This is a genomic window from Rhizobium phaseoli, assembly GCF_001664385.1.
In the GTDB taxonomy this organism is placed as follows: Bacteria; Pseudomonadota; Alphaproteobacteria; order Rhizobiales; family Rhizobiaceae; genus Rhizobium; species Rhizobium phaseoli.
This window is the reverse complement of the sequence record NZ_CP013535.1, coordinates 300,983-322,710: the sequence shown is the minus strand read 5'-3', so window position 1 is coordinate 322,710 and position 21,728 is coordinate 300,983. Positions and strand designations below refer to the sequence as shown.

Genomic DNA, 21,728 nt, shown 5'->3' with positions numbered 1-21,728 from the left:
GCATTCCTCTGTTTTTGTTGGGCTTTCGGCATGCGGCATGGTAGCTTTCGGCCATGGATGATGCTGCTTCGGAGATAGCCAGACTGCGCGCCGCGCTTGCGGCATCGGAAGCGCGTGCCGCCTCTGCCGAGGCCGACCTCGCACAGGTGCGCGCGGTCGTGACGACGTCTGAGGCGATGATCCGGCATCTCAAGCTCGAGATCGCCAAGATACGTCGCGAGCAGTACGGCCAGAGCTCGGAGCGCCGCGCCCGGCTGATCGAGCAAATGGAATTGCAGCTCGAAGAACTTGAAGCCGACGCCACCGAAGACGAGATCGCTGCGGAACGCGTGGCGACGAGAATCACAAATGTCTCCGCTTTCGAACGCCGCCGGCCGGCCCGCAAGCCGTTTCCCGAGCACCTGCCGCGCGAGCGCCTGGTCATCGATGCCCCGTCGACCTGCACCTGCTGCGGCTCGCACCGCATCGTGAAGATGGGCGAAGACATCACCGAGACGCTGGAGATCATTCCGCGCCAGTGGAAGGTGATCCAGACGGTGCGCGAGAAGTTCACCTGCCGGGACTGCGAGAAGATCAGCCAGCCACCGGCCCCTTTCCATGCGACACGCGGGGATGGGCAGGACCGCACCTGCTGGCGACGATCCTGTTCGAGAAGTTCGGCCAACATCAGCCATTGAACCGCCAGGCTGAGCGCTACGCCAGGGAAGGCGTCGCTCTCAGTCTCTCCACACTGGCCGATCAGGTCGGAGCCTGCACGACGGCCCTGCAGCCGATCCATGACCTGATCCGTGCCCATGTTCTGGCCGCCGAGCGGCTGCATGGTGACGACACCACCGTGCCGCTTCTGGCCAGGGGAGCAACAAAGCAGGCGAGGCTCTGGACTTACGTCCGCGATGACCGCCCTTTCGCGGGCGGCGCGCCTCCCGCCGCACTCTTCCACTTCTCTCCCGATCGCGAGAAGACCCACCCCAACACGCATCTCGCCGGATGGCACGGCACCCTGCAAGCCGATGCCTATGGCGGCTACAACGACCTCTATCGTGCCGACCGCCGCCCCGCGCTGGTGATCAGCGCACTTTGCTGGAGCCACGCGCGGCGCAAATTCTTCGAACTCGCTGACATCGCCGGCAACGTGCGCAAGGGCAAACCTGCCCACGAGATATCGCCCGTCGCGCTTGAGGCCGTTGCCCGCATCGACGCGCTCTTCGACATCGAGCGCGGCATAAACGGAATGCCTGCCGAGGATAGGCTCGCAGCGAGGCTGCAACATGCTCGCCCGCTCGTCGAAGAACTGCACGATTGGCTCATGGCCCAGCGCGGGCAAATGTCGAAGCACAACCCCGTCGCCGAGCCGATCAACTACATGTTCGAGAAGGAGGGTCGCTGGGAAGCCTTCGCCCGGTTCCTCGACGACGGCAGACTGTGTCTGACGAACAATGCCGCCGAACGAGCCCTGCGCGGCGTTGCCGTACCTGAGTCATTGTGCACTCCCTCTTTAAGTATCTGTAAACATTGGAAGCGTCTCGGTGTCAGCAATGCGACACGGGCGGCCCTTTCGGGCTATCGCGGCTTGGACGGTTGCCGAAGTCAGATTGCTGGCCCGGATTTGATACGGCGCGCCGGGAACCACCTGCTCGGCAGACAACACGTTCGTCTTGATCAGGTGGCGTATTCGGTGGTTGGTCACGCCCAAAACCGCCGCCGCCTCTGTCATGGTCAGCCATTCGCCCTCTTTATCGGCTGATTTGTACGCGTGAATGGCCCGGACCCGCCTTACTGAAGCGACCCGGTGTGCAGTCCAGGTTTTTCCTTGCCCCGTGGGCATTCCCATTCGATTGAGCGACGCGGCGATATGTTCATCGGACCAGCGTCCTGCCATGCTCCGCATCACTGCCAAAGCATCTTCCGTTGTGGCGCACCCGTGTTCAACCGTCTGGGGCTTGCGAACCTTGAGCTCCGAATGCTGACCGCCTTTCCAATGGATGGTCAGCACCACGTCGCGCACCTCATCATCGACATCGACAACAATGTCGGCGATCAATGTACGTAGCAGTTGCTGGCGCACGCGCATGGTGACATCCGGCGACTCCCAGGCCGCCTGCAGATTGTCGGCGAGGTTTGCGAAAGTGCCTGGGTCAACTTCGATGGTTGAAGGACTTTCGGTAGGCCTGCGCACTTCCAGATCACGGACGCGGCGTAGCGCCGTTTCCCAATTCTTCTCAAGCTGTGCAGCTATCAGGCGGTTGTCGGGATCGCATGCCGCATAGCGGCGCTCGGCGAGGCTAGCCTCGTAGCGGGCCTGTTGTAGCTCCAGATCGTGAATGTGGCGCTGGTCTTCCTGTCGCTCCCGGTGCATCCGCTCTGCTTTAAAAGTCGCCTCGATCGCTAATGGTTCTACCGCGCGCAACAACTCGCGCGCAACCGCCGCATCGACCTTCGAGCCGCCGAACGTCATGCAACGGGGCAAGCCCATCATCAGGTTCTGTTTATAGCAGCGATAGACAGGATTTTGTGGATTTCCCGTATAGGCAACACTCAGTCGCCGTCCAGACCGTCCGCAGGTCAGGAGACCTGATAATAATGCTTTGCCGCCGCGGCCCGATTTAGTCCCACCCGATCGGCCATAATTATTGAGGGCCAGTTGCTGTTGGTTACGCTCGTATTCGCCCCAACTAATGTAACCTTCGTGATGGTCCCGGATCATCACCTCCCAGGTACCGACGGGCTTGCCGTGCCCGTAACTGCGCCGAGCCCATCCATCGACGATGGCAGTCCGCTTCTCGCTCTTCCCATAGACGTAAACGCCGGCGTAGAAGGGGTTTTTGAGGATGCCGATCACATTGCGATAACGTACTGGCATCCATACGAAGTTGGTCATGCGCCCTTCATCCGACGGCCGAGGGAAGTGAATGTGATCTTTCGTCATCGACAGCAGCACCTGACGCGCGCTTCCAAGGTCGTGGAAGCGGGCGAAGATGGATCGAATTACCTCTTGCAGACGCAGATCAGGATCGAGCCCAAGCCCGGCCTCCCGATGCCAAATGTAGCCGAACGGAACAGAAAGTCGCAGTTCGCCACGGCGCGCCTTCGACCTGGCGGCATCGAGCATCCGGGCTCTCAGCACGCCCAGTTCGAACTCGCTGATACTGCCCTTCATTCCCAGCAGCCGATCGTTGGGTCGACATGGATTGTAGACGCCGTCATGGTCAATGACGCGGGCTTCGACCAGGCCGCACAGTTCGAGCAGGTGATGCCAGTCCCGACCGTTGCGCGCAAGCCGTGAAGCATCGAAGCAGAAAACGGCACCAACTTTGCCGGCGCACAGTAGGGCGACGAGACGATCGAAGCCCGGACGGGCGACGGTTCCGCTGGCAGAGCGCCCGAGGTCGTCGTCGATCACCTCGACGTGGCTGAAGCCGTGGTGTCGCGCAATGTCAACAAGATCATACTGCCGTCGCTGGCTTTCCAGATTGGTTATAACCTGCGACTGAGTGGATTGCCGCACATAAACGACGGCCTTGCGCGCGAGCAGCGCTGTCGGAATCAAATCAGTGATGGTCATCGTTGAGCTCCTCGAATATCAGGTCGAGCTGCCGGCCCGACGCCGGCACCAGCGTATTGCGAGATCTCATCATGGTCCTCCTGAGTGATTCTACGTCCACTTCGGAAGGGTGCCGCTTTGCTGCCGCCAGAGACCAGCCTGTTCAATTCGATTAGCGTCGCAAGATCGACGCGTGGCGTTCCCATGGTCATGCCGCGGCAGACCACGGGATCGATCATCCACCCTGAGATCGCGATGACGACACCTGTCGGCCCCAGAACCTTCAAAAACCGGCCTGTCGCTCGTTCTTCGACGCGACGAATGGAAACCTTCTGGCCAAAATATGGATGCCAGCAATAGTGAACCTCGACTTCATCGCCGACATGGGCAGAATGAACAGGGCATTGCTCTCGGAAGAAAGGCATGGCTATTCGCCGGTTCCCAGCGCGGAGGCGAGCGTGCTGCCTTCATGTATTCCCTAATCGTCACGGCAAAGACGAACGATATCGATCCGCAGGCCTGGTTGGCGGACGTGCTCGCCCGCATGCCTGGCATTCCCGTATCACGGCTGCCGGAACTGCTGCCGTGGAACTGGCCCGCCGGAAGCGCCCGGCAGATGGCGGCCTGATGGCGCGCCCGACGCATGTCTACACGATCAACTACGTCGCCACGCTGATTGGCGAGAACCTCGAACTCATCCAGGAGGTCGCCAGCAACTCCGACAACATCGACTATGGTGAGATGATCCATGCCCATGACGGCAGCGAAGAGGGCATCACGACCTTCACCGACCGGGGCATCGAAAGCTTGAAGGAGTTCCTCGCCGATATCCGCACCTGGGAAGGAGGTGTTCGGCAGTTCCTTGTCGACGAGCAATGCGATCGCGACAAGATTCGAACGCATCATGGCAGACGAGCCGAAATCATAAGTGCCGCGGCCTTCGCCGGATGGATACTCTTGTACTGGACGTTGACCTTGCGGCTCAGATGGAGCGCCGCCATGCCCTTGGCGGCCGTGATTCCTCCCAGATTGCCATGATGATCTTCTTGAATGAAAGCTTGCGGTCGGCGAAAACCGAAAATTCGGCGCGGCATTCCGGCTCCGAGCATCAGAACGACGACGCCGTACGGCGCCAGGCAGCCACAGCGAGGGCAATATGGCTTCCCGACGTTCTTGGGCCAACGGAAGTCGACGAACAGGCCGTAGGTGTCGTCCTCGGCTGCCCGAAGCCTCTCTCGGGTCAGGCCAGGCGCACTGGTCGTATTTCGAACCTCCGGTCTCCTGCGGAGAAAGCGTCGTAGGAATTGGAATTCGCTCCTGCAGCATGTTCAGGCTTCCGGTCCATACGCGAGACATAAGCAGACAACTCCGTCGTAAGGACGGAAGCGAAAGGTCAGTGCTCTATTCGTATCGATTTGAACATGAAAGGACCCTTACCAGGAGAACGAAACCACGTTCAGGGGTTAGCACTTTCGTAAGGTTGTCAAACCCGTGCCCTTATATCGGGAGAAAATTCAATGTCTCAGAGCCAGACTACCCAGCGCAATCTATAATCCAGTTCAGTGAATGGGTCCAGATCGTGAGAGCTGTCTTCGGGTGACCGCGCCTCATGACGACTATTAACGACTCGTTCCCAACAATCGAACATCCGCAAGGTAGATTCACGTTCGAGCATCTTGTGCCTACCTCTGTATGCCTTACTGGGCAGGTAACATTGCCGTTTCAGGCCCTGTCCTGACCTCTGGCCTTAATGATCTTGTTGTTTATTACCTTTTCCCGAGCAGATCAGACGAACACAACGTAGAACTGGTGGTAAAAAGCGCTGATCAGAAAGAAATTAATTTCAGCCGCATCAAGCGAAGGTGTAACGTCTGCCAACTCGTAAAAAAGGCTCATTTCCAGCAAATAAGGGTGCCCTAGAAACAAAAAAGGCCCCCTAAAGGAGCCTTCCCATGGCGTTTCCGCCGAACGCGTGTGCCCTACCGTGGTGTACCGACCTCTAAGGGTGCACCTGCAACAGCGACCTTTCGGAAGCCTCGTTGTCTGCTGCTCACAAAGATATAACCCTCACGGTCGACTATTTCAAGCCCTTTGTGTGGATGCGATAAGGTGGCGGCTTCGTTTAGCAAAGTTCACGTTTGTGGCACTTGCTCCATGATGCCGGAATTTTCAGAGAGCATCGAACCTACACGCTAGCGGGAGCGGTAACCGATATGGGTTCTTGGCTGAGTGATTTCCAGCACGGCGGAGCTTTCCCAGCTAGCCAAATGGGATATCGTGGGACGGGGAAATGGATCGGTTTTCGAGGATTATGTCTTATCGTCCTCAACGAAGACCGCTTAGAAGATGTTGAGCATTGAATGTGAATTTTCGCTCAAATTCGACGCAACCTAGATGTTTCAGTCGCGGGTGCGGCCATAGCCGACTCATCTTTCATGGAACTGGGCCACCGGTCTAGCGAGACTGTTTTGAATGCATTCATGAAGCAATTTGGCTAAACTCTCAAATATTTGCTATAACGCAAAAAATGCCCAAAATGGGTATTTAAAACGGTTGTAGTGTGGCGATGACAAGTGGTTCAAATCGGTTCAGGTTGGCTCAAGCCTACAACGAGTGGCAGGAAAACAGGGACGTGCGGTGACGGAAGATCTAGCAAGCTACAGAAGTTCGAGAGGCCTCGTCAGCACCGCCGATCCGGAGGTTGACAAGGCGATCTATCGAAAGCCAGGTTTCGGCGGCGAAATTACATCGTTGGGTCACATGGAGGAATTGATCAGCGCGTTCCTGAAAAAGACACGCGAAGCGCAGGGCCTGTCTCGCGCAGACGTTGCTCCAATGCTTGGTCTGTCCATCCCTGTATACGGACGCTACGAGCGGGCATTTTCCAAAATGACTGTTACTCGGATGATCCATCTGTGTGAGATTCTTGGCTTCATGCCTATCGATATGATCTTTGAAGCTGCGCCACATCTTTGGGGCCGCACATCGGAGGAGGCCGAGGATTGTCTCACACTGGCGAGGATTCTTAGGAGACTTCCGAACGGCACGACGCGCGATCTTATTCGGCTCCTGCAGCGAATGATCCCCGATGACGACGAGAGCGACAGAGGTATCAGTGATGTAGCGGAGCCCGTGAAGTGAGCTGGGTTTGTCTATGACGCCCCGACCAGTAGTTAGCAGTATTGGTGATAGCTGTCGCAGCCGACGCGCTGTCGTCGGTGTGCAGACACCCGCAATCTCACAACTTAGTTTTTCACTCGAATTTCCGTCTGATCAACAATACGCGCCGATTGCGCAATTTTTCGATGTTTGGTTGGCGTTGATCTCGCTCGATGCTCGAGCGATTCGTCGGCGAGCGACGCCAAGTCTATTTGCATGCGCTTTGCTTCGACAGTAGGGTCTGTGTTAAACTCCCTCGTTGGGTTTTCCCGCTCAATGCCATGTGGGTATTCGAGCTGCCGGCGCGCATGCTTTGATTTCGATTGCTGAATCTAAGCCCGTCCTCTCCGCGCCTCCGTTCCATCGCGCCGATCCTTTTTGCCATTCGGCTCGGAAACAGTCTTTTGACATCACGATCAGGTTCCGCGAAAACGGGGTCGAGTCGCTGAGACTGGAAACGCTGTTCATGGCTGTCGCCGTTCAGAGGTAAGGGCATCGCCTAGGTGTTTAGTCCCGGCATTTGATGGATGGGGTCGATGATGAATCGATCCGGCTCCAAAGTCCATCGTCTACAGATGAACTCGTAAGGCGTAAGGCCCTTTAACGTCTTGAGCCGGCGCCCGAAATTGTAGGCGTCGATAAAGTCGGCCAGATGTTTTTTCAACTGCGCATGATCGTCGTAGTGGAAGCGCTTGACGGTCGGCTCCTTGATCGTTCGGTTCATCCGTTCGACCTGTCCGTTGGTCCAGGGATGCTTCACCTTGGTCAGGCGATGCTCGATGCTGTGATCGTCGCAGACCCAATCGAAGATGTGCTGGAAGGCATTTCGATCACAAGCTCGGTTGGTGAACTGAATGCCATTGTCGGTCAAAACGGTGTGAATGGTGTAGGGCACTGCCGCGATCAGATTGCGCAAGAACTGAGCGGCATTCATCTTGCCGGCTTTGGTGTAGAGTTCCGCGAACGCGAACTTGGATGTTCGGTCAATTGCGACAAAGAGATAGAGCTTGCCCTCAGCCGTCTGCACCTCGTCAATATCGATGTGGAAGTAAGCGATCGGATAGCTTTTGAACTTCTTCTTCGGCTCCTTGTCGCCTCTGACCTCCGGCAGACGTGAAATGCCGTGGCGCTGCAAACACCTGTGCAACGACGAACGCGTCAGATGTGAAATGGTCGGCTGAAGAGCGTAGAGGCAATCATCGAGCGGCAGCAACGTGTGCCGGCGGAAGGCGACGATAGCGGCCTCTTCTTCGAGGGAAAGGGTCGTCGAGTGCGGGTCCTTTGGGCCTGTAGGAAGGTCGACCAACGATGTCCGCTTCTTCCATTTCGCCACGGTTTTCTGGTTGATCCCGTATCGCTTCGAAAGCGTTTTCAGGCTCTCTTCACTATTGCTCGACGGATTGCCTCTGTCGTCGTGGCGCTCCCGTGTAGAACCTGGCCCATAGTGCTTCCCTCCATGCCAAGGAAAATATTGCACCATCAAATGCCGGAACCAAACACCAGAGCAGCCAGCGCGCGGAGCCGTGATTGGTCTGCCGTGAACCGAGAGCTCCACGTGCAGGACAAAAGGCCACCATGCCCGCACACGACGTCCCGGGAGCTAGACGAGGAAATGAAGCGACCGTTATCACCAAAATCACTGAGGGTCATAGCCAATTTGGCGCAAGTGGATAATCCTTGCGTGAAGCGATTTCGGTATGATCTATGTCTATGTACTTGCGATCACTTATATATTTTGGTGAACGATAGCTATCGGGTGAGGTCCGCGTGGCCCAAAATGCGCCAAATTAGATCGAAACGAAACATTGGTGGTTCCAAGCACATCACTTTCCGTATAAAGAGCTTTGGCGCATTTACCTCAGTCGGAGCAATGTCAGGACCACCATTGAAGCAATGGATTAATGAACTCGGTTTGCAACAAGTCGATGATCCAGGCATAGACAAGCCGGTCTATCGAAAACCTTTTGACGGACGGATTGCACTTAGCGCCGAACTCGAAAACTTGATCAGCATCAGCCTTCGCGAAGCCCGCGATAAGCGAAAACTCCCGCGCTCGAAACTGGCGCCCTTGCTTGGCATCACTAAGCAGGTCTACGGCCGGTACGAAAATGGAGTATCCCGCTTGACCGTGAGCCGACTGATTCATCTGTGTGAGGTTTTGGATGCCACTCCGGAAGAGATTATCGCCCCGGCGGCACCTTATCTTTGGGGCGAAACTGAAACCAAAGCGGTTCTGCTGCTGGCTACTATCGTGAAGTTGCGGACTTTCGATGAAGAGATCTTGCAAGATATTTTCAGCTTACTAAGCCGCATAGACGAGACCGGTAGCGATAGCGGCGATCGTGCCATGAAAGTCGCGTCTACCAGCGCCACTGCAGACGATCGCGAATAGGACGTAGATCGCTAGCTTCAATAAACAGAACGTGCGTCCCTGATGAAGTTCCATCAGAAACCGCGAAGGACTAGCTGGCGACCGTTCATCGCCACTCCGGGACATAGGTGGGTAAACCGGGGAGGGCGCAGTTGGGTCAACTGGTCCAACGCATCCCTGCTTTCGGCCGCTGGAGGGGACGCGCGGTCGTCTTTACGCCGCGAGTGCCAGGGAGGTCACGTCAAAGTCTAAGAAACCCGTATATTCGACATACAAAGCATCGATAATTCCATTCATACAATCCATTTTACCAATCTCCCGTGATGATGCACTAGGAATGATCTCAGACGCGAGTGACGGCGAAACATTTGACGATCCGGACTGGCTATAGCGCGAACCCGAGCAACGGCGCCGACATGCATCGGGGCGGCCACTGCTTCGATCGCACAGTGCGGGCTTCAAAAACAGCAGCAGGAAATACCAAAGGAGGTCTTTGCATGCGTTCTGAGGTGCGGTGGAAGCTGTGCTGGGAAAACGAGCTGGAACTCATCGACCACGTCGATCCTCCCGAGCTCTTTCGCAAAGCCCAAGGGCCGACCGGGGTCTTCAATTTCAGTGGCAGCCAAAGCTGGGCAAGGCGCGCCGACAACCTGCATTGGCAGGCGACCGACGCTGACAAGGGCGCGCGCGGCGATGAAGAGTCAGCAGCCAGCCGTCCTTTTGTTCACTGGACTTTCCGGCTCCGGCAAGTCGACAATCGCCAATGCGCTCGACCGGCTGCTGCATGCCCACGGGAAGCACACCTACATCCTCGACGGCGACAACGTGCGCCACGGGCTCAATCGCGACCTGGCTTCAATCAACCCGATCGCGTCGAGAACATCCGCCGCGTTGCCGAGGTCGCCGAGCTGATGGAGGAGGGGAGCTTATTGAAATCCTCGTCGACACGCCGCTTGAGGAATGCGCGCGACGCGATCCGAAGGGGCTTTATCGGAAGGCGCTCGCCGGCAAGATCGCCAATTTCACCGGCGTTTCCTCGCCGTACGAAATCCCTGAGGGCGCTGAATTACATCTCGAAACGGTTGGCCACGACCCTGCGGCGTTGGCGTTTGAGATCGAACAGTTCCTCGAAAGGCGAATGGAGCAAGTGACGCATGAGTGTGAGAGTGGGGAGGCTTGACCATTGGCGGCTTGAAGCGGCCGCGGCGGTCCTTGGCCTATTAACTACGCGGCGACCGTAGCAGCCCGCAGGCGGCCCGCGCCAACGTCCGATGTGGCTTCAACAGGAGACGGCCGATCACGCGCTCACGACTCGGCTTACTGAAACGGAGAAAAGATATGGCTGATGCAAAGCTGCAAGCCGTGCTTTCGGCTCTTTCGCCGATGGCGAGACAGCTAAATGCGCTACCCTCCAATCAACCGGGGCGAGATGCGAACTGCGTTAAACTAAACACGAATGAGAATCCGTTTCCGTTGCCGATGATGGTGTTGCAAAGTGCGCTGGCGGCCCTCGAACGGCATTATCTGTATCCCGAAGATGACAATCTGAGCTTGCGCGACGCAGCCGCCAGCGCGTATGGCCTCTCCCAGGATCAGGTGGTCGCCGGGAACGGCTCGTCGGAGCTGCTTGGGCTCATCTACAGAGCATTCCTCGACCCGGGAGATAGCGTTGCGATGATATCGCCAGGTTTTTCCTTTAACCGCAAACTGGCCAAGTTGCAGGGTGCCAGATTTCTCGAAATCGAATGGGGCGAGTCTTATTCTCTGCCAATCGAGCAGCTGCTTCTTGGTCCAGCAAAAGATGCAAAATTCATACTGCTGGCCAATCCGAACAATCCAACGGGAACATTCGTTCCGGTGGCTGAAATCGACCGCCTCGTCGCGCAATCGGACCAGTTGATAGTGGTGGATGAAGCGTATGTCGACTTTGCACCCGATGATGCCCTGCGCCTAGTCGATCGTCATCCAAACCTTCTAGTATTGAGAACACTTTCGAAAGGCTTTGCAGCCGCGGGAATTCGCGTCGGTTTCGGCTTTGGTCATCCCGAACTTATTGGGAGGCTACGCAACCTGCAAAATGTCTTTAACATGAACGTGATCGGCCATGCGGTGGGCATTAGTATCCTTTCGCACCGCGCCGACTACGACGAGAACCACAGATATATTAAACATGAAAGACACAGAACGACCACTGCCTTGTCTCAATTGGGCTTTTCTGTCATTCCCTCCCACACAAACTTTTTGCTAGCTCGGGTGCCACCCGGACGAGATGGCAAATGGTGGCAAGCGTCTTTGGATAGGCAGAACATACTTGTAGCCGTCTTTCCCGATGCCGGTTTGGAAAATTTTATCCGCGTCAGCATCGGCACCAGAACCCAAATGGACGCGTTCCTTTCAGCCGCCAGGGACATCATTTCTGGAAGTATGAAGACGCAGAGCTAGGCGGTTAGAATTATTGGCCACACTGCTTGTCACTTGGAAACACCAAGTATCGAAGTCCATATTGTGGGATAAAGATCACAAATAAGCGCAAGACCGTAAAGCGTGTGCCGTCTCGATCCCGTTGATTACGCGTGTTATTGGCGCACGAGTGGAGCACCCGGTGGCCGATGCGAGGCTTATTTCTGGCGATTCGGCCGCGGCTCTGCCGCTGTATTGGGAATGGTTTAGGTTTCTTCATAATCGGTCCTTCGCATTGACATTGAGCGAACAGTAATCTGCGGTCGTCGCCGATCTTCCGTCGATCACCTGCGACAGAACCTCGATCCGCTAAAGATCACGCTCGCTCATCGCCATTGATCCCACCCGCAATCCCCTACGCCAGCAAACGTGGGCAGTATGGCATTCGAACTTGGCAGAAACAGAACTTTTTCAATCTGCGGCACTCTAGCCGCTACAGAGATTCGAAGCGGGAGCCGTGCGGCCATGGTCACCATCCGCCTTGCTACCAAATGGTACAAGCAGAGCCGCGGCTTCGCCGATCGGCAGGTCGACCACCGTGATTCCGCTTGCTGCAAGGAAACGGCGCTCGTTTTTGGTAAGGCCTTCCGCATCAAGTACTGCAAAGTGGGGGCCGTGAGAGCGCTTGATGATCTGTCGAGCGTAGATCCGGAGCATCTGATCGTTGAAGCGGCAGCCAATGAAAAGAAAACCGCGATCTATACGCCGTTCTTTCACCATTCCAGGTATTGGCGTCTGGATATCGATTTCGGTTAGGACTTCCACGTAATCGGAATCGGACACCAGAAAGTTCGAAGCTGGTATAACACTGCCGTACGGCGCATAGAGGACCGTCTTTGGCGCTGCGACGCATTCGACGTCTCTCCCGGACAGATCGTAAGTTTTTGTCCAAATGTCGCCGCCGCCGTTTGCACGCGTGACGCCCTGAATCTCGACGACATCCGTTCGACCGGTCTTCGCGAAAGCCGCACGCATTGTCCCGTCGTACCAACCGTCGACGATAAGGGAGAGCGGCAGCGTTGCGAGCCAGTCGTGGAGGGCGGTCGGCGCCACGGGTGCTCCAAATATTTCTGCCATCCAGGCCTGAAGCGTCCGGCGATGCCGTCGCTGTTCAATAAACTGCGCGACTGACCACATATTGCTGCGTATCCTGGAAGGGGCAGGTGTGCGTTCGTTGAGTGCCGCGGAGACGGCTTCCGGGGTGTCCGGTACAGGTGGTTCCGTGGATTGCAGCCGAAGGAGATCCGGACCGAGATAGGGAACGATCCGATCCGCAGCGAGCGCTTCCTGAAGCAGCCTAAGTCTTTCTTCGGCGTCACCGTTGCGAATGATCAGGAGACGGTCCGAGGTCAAAATTTTATTCATGCTGTTTTCTCTTACCTCTCGTTTGCAGCATCAGTCCTCGTCAGGAATCTTCCTTGCGTGGACGGTGATCGGCAGAGGCGTATCCCGCGATAGCTTGGGCAAGACGAGTCTCCAGCCGTTCCTGAGAGTGATCGTGCCGCCCCACATGTCATCAGCCTCGACATCTACGATCGGCTCTTCGAGATCTTTCTTTGGTACGTAAGCCGACAAGCCGGCGCTCGTTCTGCGAATCATTATCTTCATGTCGCTATTCCTTCGTTGGGGGCCCCGCGATTTCAGCAGCGCCGCAAGCAGCGGCGTTGTCTAGACTCGTCAGTTCACGGGCACGCATGCCGACGATAGTGCCACGTTCGACCCATTCGACGGCATAGATGTAAAACTGCTGGAGAAAGGTGCCGATGTCGCGCACATAGCCTTCGTCGCCCTTCCGCACCAAACTTTCCCCAATTTTTTTGCCAGCATAGGTGCCGTCATTCTTTACGTGAAGTCTGGCCCGCACCCGCTCGCCGGGTGTAAATCGTGGAGGCCTGTGGATTTCGACCTCCTGTTCACGTCCAAGGCCCATGGGCATTCCTCCTTGCAGGATATCATTGAAGGCTTCTCCGCAGGAGCCCCGACCATGCTGAAGGTCAAATCGCAGGTGCGGCGAGGACGCAGGTCTTCGGCACGGGGCAAACCTCCGCGCATTGCTGCGTTTCGAAGGTACCCTTGCATTCGGTGCATTTTTCCGGGTCGATAACGTAGATCTCACCTTTGAACCTGATCGCACCGGAGGGGCATTCGAACTCGCAGGCACCGCACTGGGTGCATTGGGACGCTATGATCCTGAAGGCCATTTTTAAACTCCTGAAGATGTTGGATTAAGAGCGCTCACGCCGTCGCCGCTTGTGGTTCGACGCCAAACTTGGCGGCGTAGAGGGTGCCGATGGCGGTCTCGATGTAGTCATAGCAATAAGCATCCGTTGCCCGAACCCCGGCCTCCATGAGCTTAGTCTTAGGGCACTCCCCGATCTTGGCGCATAGCACGACGTCAATACCGACCAGCGCAGTTATGATGCCGTCGAGGGTGGCTTCCTCGCCCCTGCCTCCGAGGCAATACTGTTCGATCTTGCGATGCCCGACGTAGGTGATGCCTCTCGACGAAGCTTCGTATACTTGGAACTCCTTCGCATGGCCGAAGTGCTCGTTGATGCGACCGCCACCCTTTGTCGCGACCGCGACGTGGAGGGACCCATCGCCGGCTGCTTTGACTGTCTCGATTGCCTCGCTCTTGGCGGTCGCGTGATCGCCGCGTTCGCGGGCGATCACTTCCCGATAGGCCTCGCGCTTACGGGCGTCATAGGTGATCTCTCCGGGAAGCTGGTCGAGTGCGAACTCCTGGCCCCGATCATCCCCAAGCAGGCCGACGGCATCGGCCCTACACTGCCGGCAATGGCGCATTAGCTTTGCGCCGCCTTCGAGACGATCCTGGAGCGCCTTCAATTCGAGCGCCCGCGGGCCGCGCTGTCCGGTCAAGCCGTAGTAGGTGCCATGGGCCGGATCGGAAATAAGCGGCATGACGTTGTGCAGGAACGCCCCCCGCTCCTTGACCCATTTATTTACCTCGACCAGGTGTTCGTCGTTGACACCAGGAATCATCACCGAATTGACTTTGGTGATGATGCCGCACGCGGTCAGCATCTCCAGGCCCACCATTTGCCGCTCGTGCAGAATTCTCGCAGCTTCGATGCCGGTGTAACGACGGTTGCGGTAAAAGATCCAGGGATAGATCTTTGCGCCGATTTCAGGGTCAACCATGTTGATCGTAATTGTCACGTGATCGACATTCATGTCGACAAGTTCGGCGACGTGATCCGGCAGCGCAAGCCCGTTGGTGGAGATGCACAGCTTGATGTCGTGGATCTCCCCCGCAACTCGTTCGAACGTTTCCTTTGTCTTCTTCCAGTCGTAACAGGCATCGCCCGGTCCGGCGACACCCAGCACGGAAAGCTGCGGCACTTCGTTGGCGACGGCAATGACCTTGCGCAGCGCCTGGTCTGGCGTCAACTTTTCCGAGACGACCCCAGGGCGGCTTTCGTTGGCGCAGTCATATTTACGATTGCAATAGTTGCACTGGATATTGCAGGCTGGTGCGACCGCGACATGCATGCGCGCGAAATAATGGTGAGCCTCTTCTGAATAGCAGGGGTGGTTTTTGATCTTCGCCCAGATAGCCTGGTCCACGTCGGCCGGTTTTGTGGACACGCCACATGACGAGGATGTGCAGCCACTCGGTTTCGCGGTCGCCAGCAATTGATACAAGGATGTCGTGCTGGTCGCACTTTCAAGCGAAATCATCGGTGCGGACATTGAGTGCTCCGTTGCTAGTTGACGTCGCCTTTCAAAACGCAAAAGCCATGCCATCCCAAGGACGGGATTTGCTTTAAGAATTTGCATTTATTGCCCGATTCCGACCGTGTTCGGACACAGACTTGTCAAGCTTCCGACAGTCGACAAAAGAGTTGTCCGTAAGCCACCAAACCAGGCATTGGAGATCGAGAAGGTCCAACATCACCCAGGCGCTTAAAGCTTTTTCACCTCGATGCGATGCTGGCGTAGAGCATAGCCGACCTGACGAGGCGTAAGGCCGAGAATACGAGCCGCTTTGGCCTGAACCCATCCGGCCTTTTCCATCGCCTCGATCAACCGGTCCCGTTGCGTGAGGCGCGACTCCATTGCGGGACAACCGGAACCGTGCGGATCACAAGCCTTGACGGAAGATACCTCGTCCGACGCACCGATGCTCCCGCCCGAGCGCGGCGATGAAGTCGGCATCACATTGCTCCGGGCATGCCCATCGACGGTGATGCCGCCGGGCGACCCGTCGGTTTTCCAGAGGAGCGACGAAAGGCACTGGCTGTTCTTGCAGGCAAAATCAGACGAAACGATCGAGCTTGAACGCGCAAGGGTGGCAGTCCTTCGCACGCAGTTTTCGAGTTCCCGGACGTTACCTGGGAAATAGCATTGCGACATCACCTCGATCGCCGACGACGAAAACGTCAGCTCGCGTTGGTTCTCCTTGTTGAATCGGTCAAGAAGAGCGTTCGCAAGGCGTGGAATATCGCCGGGTCGCTCTCGAAGCGGCGGCAGGACAATTGGAACTACGCTGATGCGGTAATACAGGTCGGCCCTGAATTCGGCGTTTGCAACAGCCATCTCGAGGTTCTTATTCGTGGCGCATATGAGCCGGACGTCGACCGCAAGCGTCTTGGTTCCGCCCACCCTCTCCAGTTCGCCTTCCTGCAGGACGCGCAGCAGTTTGGCTTGAAAGGCGGGCGAAATCTCGCCAATCTCGTCAAGTAGAAGCGTTCCGCCATTTGCCAGTTCGAAGCGTCCGGCGCGCTGCGCGATGGCCCCGGTGAAAGCCCCTTTTTCATGCCCAAACAGCTCCGATTCCAGGACGCCTTCGGGCAGCGCGGCGCAGTTCAATTTGACGAACGGCTTGTTTTTACGAGGGGAAAGTTCATGGATCGCCTGTGCAAAAAATTCCTTGCCGGTGCCGCTTTCGCCCCGCAGAAGCACGGTGGAATTCGTCCTCGCCACCACCGAGACGGTTTCAACCACCTGCTGGAGAGCCGGGCTATCCCCGATAATCCCGTCGATTTTGACGGGTGGATGTCGGCCCGGCGCGCCCCTTTGCGCGATGATCGGCTTCTCCGGTCTCTCTTGTTCGCCGATAGGTCGCCGACCCTCCAGGTTCAGGAAACGATGAAGCCTGATCGTCCGACTGACCAGATTGGCGACCATGGTCAGAAAGCGAACGTCCTCGTCGGCGGGGAAGGGGGCGGCGTCGTTCCTGACGCGATCGATCGATATTGTGCCAAGTATTTTATTATCGGCTTTTACCGGAACGCCAATAAAAGAAATTGGGACGGTGCCGCTGCTCCAAGGCGGTTGCGGCTCAGCCTGAAATAATTCGGACTTGCTGACATCCTTTACGATTAAGGGCATACCGGTCGTCGCGATATGGTCGATTACGGCCTTAGGTATAACGCCTCGAGCGGCTGATTGAGAGGATGGGGGGATGTCGCCAGTTGCGGCAATCTCGGGCTGACCTTCAGCGTCTAGAACAACGATTGCTCCGCATCGAATCTGCAGAAAGGAAGAGAGGACGTTCACGACGTTGGCAAGCGTAATCTCTAGCCGGGCGGGGGCAGTCAGTACCTTTGATATCTCGTAGATTCCGCTGCGCTGCGTGCCCGCTTGGCGCATAGGTCCAGCAGGTAGCGCAGATAGGGGTTCCGCTCCATCGACCGGTCGGGCGGGCATGTGGGTCATTATATGGCCTTGGGTTGTCTAACGTTTCTTATCACCCTTGCTTGCATGTATATATAGTAATTTCTAATACCAATCTGCAACGCGCACCTCTGCAAGTTTCCGATGCGCCCGTCTGCAAACCCAAGTTGGTTCTGAATCGTGGAGTTGCAAACCTTTATCCGAACTTGAAGAGAACGCCGAAACCGCCTCTCGGATAGTTCCACTCGATATCTCCACTTGCCTCGCAGAGTACGCGGCACGTGCCGCACTCCATGCACCCGTCGGCGATAACCTCCACTTGGCCCTGGTCATTCAATTCGTAGCACTTGGCCGGACAGACACTTGTGAGGGCATACAGATTTACGCTTGGCCAATCGTGTGGACGCACCCTAATATGCGGGCGTCCGGCATCGACCACGTATCGATTTTGGTAAAGCTTGTCCTCTACGCGTATGTTCGTCACTGCAACCGTCATCTCATCTCTCCTTTATCGCCACGCGCGCGCCAAGCGAACCGCGTCACCAAACAGCCCCCAGCGGGAGCGTGCCTTGATGAAGGTGCCCGTGGTCGCCCGTTCCTTGTCGATCTTCGGGGTGCCATCGACTCGCACAAAGTTCTGTGCGGCCTGCGACAGCAACCTTGGATAAGTCGTGAAGAAATTGCGGGAATTGGTGTGCAGCAGGGCAGGCATGTCCTTGTATTTCCGCAAGTCTTTGATAACGAACGACTTTTCAAGCATCGACTTGTAAAGGGAGAGGTTCTCCTTGACCATCGGCTTTTTGCGATTCTTGATCTGGACGATTGCTTCGCCGGCGATGCGCCCCGACGTCATGGCGAGGTTGGACCCCTCGCGGTGCACCGCATTATTAAGTTGTGCCGCGTCGCCGACGACGACCCAGCCGTCACCAAAAAGCTGCGGAATTGCCTTGTAACCACCTTCTGGAATGAGATGCGCCGCATATTCCTTGACTTCCGCTCCTGCGATCAGCGGCTTTACCGACGGATGGCTTTTGAATTTTTCGAGCAGATCATAAGGACTTTCCATTGTTGCCGCGAATTCGGAGACAAGGCAGCCAATGCCGATCGAGATCGATTCTTTGTTGGTGTAGAGGAAGGCAAGCCCGGCCATGTTGCGAGAGATCGTGCCAACTGCCTCGATGACGCAGCCTTCATTGGCCTGGAGGCCGAACCGCTGGTCAATTACCTCTTCGGCCAGGAAATGCATTTCCTTGACGGCGAGCGCGACAGTTTCCGGTTTTGGCGTGTCACGCAATCCAGCACGCGTGCCGAGCAGCCCATTGACGCCCTCTGCGAGAACGACCACGTCAGCAAGAATCACGTCGCCGGCGCGGTCGGTGCGAACGCCAATCACCTTGCCCTTTGGATCACGAACGAGTTCCGTCACGGTCGTCTCGCATAGAAGCGTCGCTCCGGCCTCGCGCACCTTGCGTGAAAACCATTTGTCGAATTGGGCGCGAATGACCGTGTAGCGATTGTGTCTCGACTCGTTGAAGTCGTCCGACCGGTATTGCATACCGATGTGGGACGAGTCGTCCATCATCCAGAAGCGCTGCTCGACTAAGTGCCGCTCCAGAGGCGCATCATCCCGGAAATCCGGCAGGATTTTCTCCAGCATGTCCGCGTACATGATGGCGCCCTGCACATTCTTGGAGCCCGGATACTCGCCACGCTCCAACTGCAGCACCTTCATGCCGCGGTTCGACATCGTGTAAGCAGCTGCGTTTCCGGCCATGCCGGCCCCGATAACTATGGCGTCGAAGTTTTCCTCAGTCATGGGGCGCCCTCAGTTTGCAAGCTTATCGCGACTGTGCGGCGACAGTCGATGGGTGAAGAGTTCCGTTAATGACGGCAGTAAACGGATCGCATCGGTGACGACGCCGAGGTGGGCGAAATCAAAAATCGGCGCGTTAGGATCGGTGTTAATGGCTAAAATAAGATCAGCTCCCTCGACGCCAACGCGATGCTGGATGGCGCCGGAAATGCCGGCTGCTATGTAAAGCTTCGGCCGGATAGTTTTGCCAGTTTGGCCGATCTGCCGATCAGCAGGCATCCAGCCCTTTTGGACGAGGGGGCGCGAACAGCCATAATCGGCCCCGATCGTCCGCGCGAGTTTCTTCATAAGCTTCACGTTCTCCACCGCGCCGAGACCGAGGCCTCCAGCAACCACGACGTCCGCATAGGCGAGATTCGCCGTCGCCGACTGGCCATCGGACAAGAAACCGAGGACCTTAGTGACGATCTCTTCCTCGATCATCGACACTTTGTGTTGAATGACGCGTCCGATCTTATTATTCCCGCGCGGAGGCATGGCCATGACCCTCGGCCGGACCGTTGCCATCTGCGGCCGGCAGTTGAGCGTGTAGATCGTGCAAAGCAAGGAGCCGCCGAAAGTCGGCCGGGTCGCCGCAAGCGAGCCGTCCGCATCCACATCAAGTTCGGTGCAATCCGCCGTGAGCCCTGTCAACAAGGTCGTCGCCACGGAACCGGCAAGGTCGCGCCCGAGCGTCGTTGCCCCTAAAAGAAGGATTTCCGGTTTGTAGTTAGTAACCAGATCCGTCAATGCTTTGGTGAAAGGCTCATTTCGGTAGTCGGCGAGCAGTGGGGCCTCGACGAGGTAGGCCAGGTCGGCGCCATAAGCAAAAGCCTCGGCGATGGCAAACCACGTGGCCTCTCCCGGTGGTCCGAGAACGACGCCGGCAAGCTGGACGCCCAGCTTGTCGGCGAGCTTGCGGCCTTCGCCGAGCAGCTCGAAGGAGACGGGATGCACCTGATCGCGCTCCAGCTCCATGAAGACCCAAACGTGCCGATGGTCCTTAAACTGATCGGGCAGCTCTTTCTTCATGGCGGCACGGCCAGCGGCTGGAGGAGGGCTCTCTCGATTCGTGCTCAACATCGTCGCTCCTTGCCTTCATTCGCCGTCAAAGGCGAGTTCGCTTTCGAGCGCCGGCTGGCGCAAAAAGATCCCAGCGATCAACTCCTCCGCGAGATCGCGCGGTGTTTTTTCCGCGGTGTCGATCTGCTCCGCCTTTTCCGCCCGCTCAGGAGGGGCAAAGACCCTCTTAACGACGGTTGGCGAGCCACGCAGGCCGCACTTGGTGAGGTCCTCTATGCCAGCGTCGGCCGCATTCCACTTCACGATCTGGCTGCGCGCGGCCCGTAGCGCGTCATCGAGCGAGCCGCGGCGGATTTCGTTTGTGCCTTCGAGCATTGTAATTAGGCAAGGGAGCTTGCTCATCAGCGTCTGCGTGCCCCCTTCCGAGCGGCGCTCCACCGTAATCTCGCGCCCATTGATGTCGACAGAGACGATTTTGGCAACGTAGGTGAGCTGCAGGAGGTCGAGGCGCTTGGCGATGCCAGGCCCAACCTGGGCGGTATCGCCGTCGATGGTCTGTTTGCCCGTAAAGACGATATCGGGCGTACCGAAGGCCTCTCCGATCTTCGCGATGGCTCGCGAAAGAGCAAACGAGGTCGCCAGAGTGTCGGAGCCGGCAAAATGACGGTCGGTCAAGAGTACGGCGCGGTCGGCGCCGTAGGTGAGCGCCTTGCGCAACGCGTCCTCTGCCATGGGCGGCCCCATGGTGAGCACGGTCACCTCGCCGCCATGGCGGTCGCGCAACTGGAGCGCCTCTTCAAGGGCGAACAGATCATAGGGGTTGATGATGGTTGGCACTCCCTGACGCATGATTGTGTTCGTCACCGGATGCACTCGTATTTGTGCGGAGTCCGGTACCTGTTTGATACAGATAACTATGTGCATGGCGGTTTCTTACTCCCTCCCTCTATGGGTGGCGGGCTTGTCAGTACACATGCTTGCGTGCATCATTCGTGCCAACCGTTTGGCGTTCTCTATCACATTGAAATGGCTTCGATTCCGACGTTGCTAGCATATGACTGAATTGTAAGCTTCCCGACATTGTCGTGTCGCAACCGTGCTCACTTCTTTTCGAACGGCTTCAGGAAAGAGTCTAACGGGACAACGGTGCGGCCGGGTGTGACAGGTCTGTTCGGATTGTGGTCCTTGAGCACCTTGAAGACCCGGTGCGAGAGCGGCGCGGAGGTCGCGAAATCACAGTAGGCCCTTTCCAGTATGGCACGGGCACGAGCAGCGATTACCCGGTCTGGGAGATGGGAGAAGTCCTCTGCCGCGAGGTATTGGCCCATACGCTTCATGATATGGAGTCGTGAGACATCGAGAACCTTAGGGTCATAGGGGACCCCTAGGGCTGCGAAGAACTCCTCCGCAGCCGAGAGAGATTTCAGCCGATTGAGGATGTCTTTGACATCGACGGGACTGCTGTCAGCGGAGCAACGGCACATAAGATTCCCCCTGGTCGTGAGCGGTGATCGCGAGATCGTTCTCCCGTAGCTTAAGCTGCAACGTACGGAATGCGTGGTTCGACGCGGCTAGGCGCAAGGCAGTCGCGTTGCAACTGGAGTCGGCATAGGCTGGTGGTCGGATGCGATCCACCGATGGTGTCGAGAGATTGATTAAGATGATATGGCGCTGGGCCCCCT

Annotated in this window: 17 protein-coding genes and 6 pseudogenes; 8 read left to right on the top strand and 15 right to left on the bottom strand. The window is 57.1% G+C overall.

Annotated elements, in window-relative coordinates:
* Positions 1-53: 53 nt before the first annotated feature.
* Positions 54-1,744, top strand: a protein-coding gene (gene tnpC, locus AMC88_RS32600; RefSeq protein ID WP_237353185.1) for an IS66 family transposase whose coding sequence is annotated in 2 segments (ribosomal slippage) — positions 54-606 and positions 606-1,744 — 1,692 coding nt in all. Because the reading frame shifts where the segments join, the coding sequence is not laid out codon by codon here.
* Between the two features lie 675 nt (positions 1,745-2,419).
* On the opposite strand, the pseudogene AMC88_RS34240 reads toward tnpC, so the two are convergent.
* A pseudogene (locus AMC88_RS34240) lies at positions 2,420-3,562 on the bottom strand (recombinase family protein); the annotation flags it as partial.
* Entirely contained in the window at positions 3,559-3,966 is a 408-nt protein-coding gene (locus tag AMC88_RS32590) for a hypothetical protein (protein WP_012489556.1), read from the bottom strand. The pseudogene AMC88_RS34240 and the gene AMC88_RS32590, both read right to left, overlap by 4 nt.
* Here AMC88_RS32590 and AMC88_RS32585 point away from each other — a divergent pair.
* Positions 3,939-4,169: pseudogene (locus AMC88_RS32585) on the top strand (transposase domain-containing protein); the annotation flags it as partial. The gene AMC88_RS32590 and the pseudogene AMC88_RS32585 overlap by 28 nt on opposite strands.
* Positions 4,169-4,469, top strand: a pseudogene (locus AMC88_RS26635) (hypothetical protein). The pseudogenes AMC88_RS32585 and AMC88_RS26635, both read left to right, overlap by 1 nt.
* On the opposite strand, the gene AMC88_RS33930 reads toward AMC88_RS26635, so the two are convergent.
* Positions 4,444-4,635, bottom strand: a complete 192-nt coding sequence (locus AMC88_RS33930; RefSeq protein WP_170965075.1) for a hypothetical protein — start codon at positions 4,633-4,635, stop codon at positions 4,444-4,446. The pseudogene AMC88_RS26635 and the gene AMC88_RS33930 sit on opposite strands and share 26 nt — an antisense overlap.
* Positions 4,636-6,178: 1,543 nt before the next feature.
* On the opposite strand from AMC88_RS33930, the gene AMC88_RS26625 reads away from it, so the two are divergent.
* Positions 6,179-6,682, top strand: a complete 504-nt coding sequence (locus AMC88_RS26625) for a helix-turn-helix transcriptional regulator (protein ID WP_010069248.1) — start codon at positions 6,179-6,181, stop codon at positions 6,680-6,682.
* A 517-nt stretch (positions 6,683-7,199) separates the two neighbouring features.
* Here the strand turns inward: AMC88_RS26625 and AMC88_RS26620 are convergent.
* Positions 7,200-8,143: pseudogene (locus AMC88_RS26620) on the bottom strand (IS481 family transposase).
* Between the two features lie 442 nt (positions 8,144-8,585).
* On the opposite strand from AMC88_RS26620, the gene AMC88_RS32575 reads away from it, so the two are divergent.
* The 4 genes and pseudogenes from AMC88_RS32575 to hisC all read left to right on the top strand — a co-directional run bounded on the left by AMC88_RS32575 (position 8,586) and on the right by hisC (position 11,513).
* Complete coding sequence (locus AMC88_RS32575; protein ID WP_004671987.1) at positions 8,586-9,092, top strand: helix-turn-helix domain-containing protein; 507 nt, start codon at positions 8,586-8,588, stop codon at positions 9,090-9,092.
* Positions 9,093-9,487: 395 nt separating this feature from the next.
* A pseudogene (locus AMC88_RS34735) lies at positions 9,488-9,667 on the top strand (hypothetical protein); the annotation flags it as partial.
* Between the two features lie 39 nt (positions 9,668-9,706).
* Positions 9,707-10,251: pseudogene (locus AMC88_RS34630) on the top strand (adenylyl-sulfate kinase); the annotation flags it as partial.
* Positions 10,252-10,409: 158 nt separating this feature from the next.
* Positions 10,410-11,513 carry a histidinol-phosphate transaminase gene (gene hisC, locus AMC88_RS26605; RefSeq protein ID WP_008536542.1) on the top strand — a complete coding sequence of 368 codons (1,104 nt, stop codon included), beginning with the start codon at positions 10,410-10,412 and terminating at the stop codon, positions 11,511-11,513.
* 444 nt (positions 11,514-11,957) lie between these two features.
* On the opposite strand, the gene AMC88_RS26600 is transcribed toward hisC, so the two are convergent.
* From AMC88_RS26600 to nifW, 11 genes are all read right to left on the bottom strand, one after another.
* Entirely contained in the window at positions 11,958-12,896 is a 939-nt protein-coding gene (locus tag AMC88_RS26600) for an SIR2 family NAD-dependent protein deacylase (RefSeq protein WP_012489553.1), read from the bottom strand.
* Between the two features lie 30 nt (positions 12,897-12,926).
* Positions 12,927-13,139 carry a putative nitrogen fixation protein NifT gene (nifT, locus tag AMC88_RS26595; RefSeq protein WP_004678514.1) on the bottom strand — a complete coding sequence of 71 codons (213 nt, stop codon included), beginning with the start codon at positions 13,137-13,139 and terminating at the stop codon, positions 12,927-12,929.
* 4 nt (positions 13,140-13,143) lie between these two features.
* The gene (locus AMC88_RS26590; protein WP_012489552.1) at positions 13,144-13,461 is read right to left on the bottom strand and encodes a nitrogen fixation protein NifZ; all 318 of its coding nucleotides are present in this window, start codon (positions 13,459-13,461) and stop codon (positions 13,144-13,146) included.
* Between the two features lie 64 nt (positions 13,462-13,525).
* Complete coding sequence (locus AMC88_RS26585; protein ID WP_012489551.1) at positions 13,526-13,732, bottom strand: 4Fe-4S binding protein; 207 nt, start codon at positions 13,730-13,732, stop codon at positions 13,526-13,528.
* 34 nt (positions 13,733-13,766) lie between these two features.
* On the bottom strand, positions 13,767-15,245 hold the full coding sequence (gene nifB, locus AMC88_RS26580) for a nitrogenase cofactor biosynthesis protein NifB (protein WP_012489550.1): 1,479 nt from the start codon (positions 15,243-15,245) through the stop codon (positions 13,767-13,769).
* A gap of 213 nt (positions 15,246-15,458) precedes the next feature.
* Positions 15,459-17,147 carry a nif-specific transcriptional activator NifA gene (gene nifA, locus AMC88_RS26575; RefSeq protein WP_011053431.1) on the bottom strand — a complete coding sequence of 563 codons (1,689 nt, stop codon included), beginning with the start codon at positions 17,145-17,147 and terminating at the stop codon, positions 15,459-15,461.
* A gap of 220 nt (positions 17,148-17,367) precedes the next feature.
* Positions 17,368-17,667, bottom strand: coding sequence for a ferredoxin family protein (locus AMC88_RS26570; RefSeq protein WP_004678523.1), 300 nt, complete (start codon positions 17,665-17,667; stop codon positions 17,368-17,370).
* Positions 17,668-17,679: 12 nt separating this feature from the next.
* Positions 17,680-18,987 carry an FAD-binding protein gene (locus tag AMC88_RS26565; RefSeq protein ID WP_008536548.1) on the bottom strand — a complete coding sequence of 436 codons (1,308 nt, stop codon included), beginning with the start codon at positions 18,985-18,987 and terminating at the stop codon, positions 17,680-17,682.
* 9 nt (positions 18,988-18,996) lie between these two features.
* Positions 18,997-20,106: an electron transfer flavoprotein subunit alpha/FixB family protein gene (locus tag AMC88_RS26560; protein ID WP_008536549.1), complete on the bottom strand. Its 1,110-nt coding sequence runs from the start codon at positions 20,104-20,106 to the stop codon at positions 18,997-18,999.
* A gap of 15 nt (positions 20,107-20,121) precedes the next feature.
* A complete protein-coding gene (locus AMC88_RS26555; RefSeq protein ID WP_004678528.1) occupies positions 20,122-20,970 on the bottom strand; it encodes an electron transfer flavoprotein subunit beta/FixA family protein in 849 nt (282 codons plus the stop codon).
* Positions 20,971-21,146: 176 nt separating this feature from the next.
* Entirely contained in the window at positions 21,147-21,530 is a 384-nt protein-coding gene (gene nifW / locus AMC88_RS26550; protein ID WP_008536550.1) for a nitrogenase stabilizing/protective protein NifW, read from the bottom strand.
* Positions 21,531-21,728: the final 198 nt, after the last annotated feature.

What these genes read in the sequence shown, in the direction of transcription:
- AMC88_RS33930 (WP_170965075.1), bottom strand. Translation starts at nt 4,635, where the DNA reads ATGCCGCGCCGAATTTTCGGTTTTCGCCGACCGCAAGCTTTCATTCAA.
- AMC88_RS26600 (WP_012489553.1), bottom strand. Translation starts at nt 12,896, where the DNA reads ATGAATAAAATTTTGACCTCGGACCGTCTCCTGATCATTCGCAACGGT.
- AMC88_RS26570 (WP_004678523.1), bottom strand. Translation starts at nt 17,667, where the DNA reads ATGACGGTTGCAGTGACGAACATACGCGTAGAGGACAAGCTTTACCAA.
- AMC88_RS32590 (WP_012489556.1), bottom strand. Translation starts at nt 3,966, where the DNA reads ATGCCTTTCTTCCGAGAGCAATGCCCTGTTCATTCTGCCCATGTCGGC.
- AMC88_RS26555 (WP_004678528.1), bottom strand. Translation starts at nt 20,970, where the DNA reads ATGCACATAGTTATCTGTATCAAACAGGTACCGGACTCCGCACAAATA.
- hisC (WP_008536542.1), top strand. Translation starts at nt 10,410, where the DNA reads ATGGCTGATGCAAAGCTGCAAGCCGTGCTTTCGGCTCTTTCGCCGATG.
- nifT (WP_004678514.1), bottom strand. Translation starts at nt 13,139, where the DNA reads ATGAAGATAATGATTCGCAGAACGAGCGCCGGCTTGTCGGCTTACGTA.
- AMC88_RS26590 (WP_012489552.1), bottom strand. Translation starts at nt 13,461, where the DNA reads ATGGGCCTTGGACGTGAACAGGAGGTCGAAATCCACAGGCCTCCACGA.
- nifW (WP_008536550.1), bottom strand. Translation starts at nt 21,530, where the DNA reads ATGTGCCGTTGCTCCGCTGACAGCAGTCCCGTCGATGTCAAAGACATC.
- nifB (WP_012489550.1), bottom strand. Translation starts at nt 15,245, where the DNA reads ATGTCCGCACCGATGATTTCGCTTGAAAGTGCGACCAGCACGACATCC.
- AMC88_RS26565 (WP_008536548.1), bottom strand. Translation starts at nt 18,987, where the DNA reads ATGACTGAGGAAAACTTCGACGCCATAGTTATCGGGGCCGGCATGGCC.
- AMC88_RS26585 (WP_012489551.1), bottom strand. Translation starts at nt 13,732, where the DNA reads ATGGCCTTCAGGATCATAGCGTCCCAATGCACCCAGTGCGGTGCCTGC.
- AMC88_RS26560 (WP_008536549.1), bottom strand. Translation starts at nt 20,106, where the DNA reads ATGTTGAGCACGAATCGAGAGAGCCCTCCTCCAGCCGCTGGCCGTGCC.
- nifA (WP_011053431.1), bottom strand. Translation starts at nt 17,147, where the DNA reads ATGCGCCAAGCGGGCACGCAGCGCAGCGGAATCTACGAGATATCAAAG.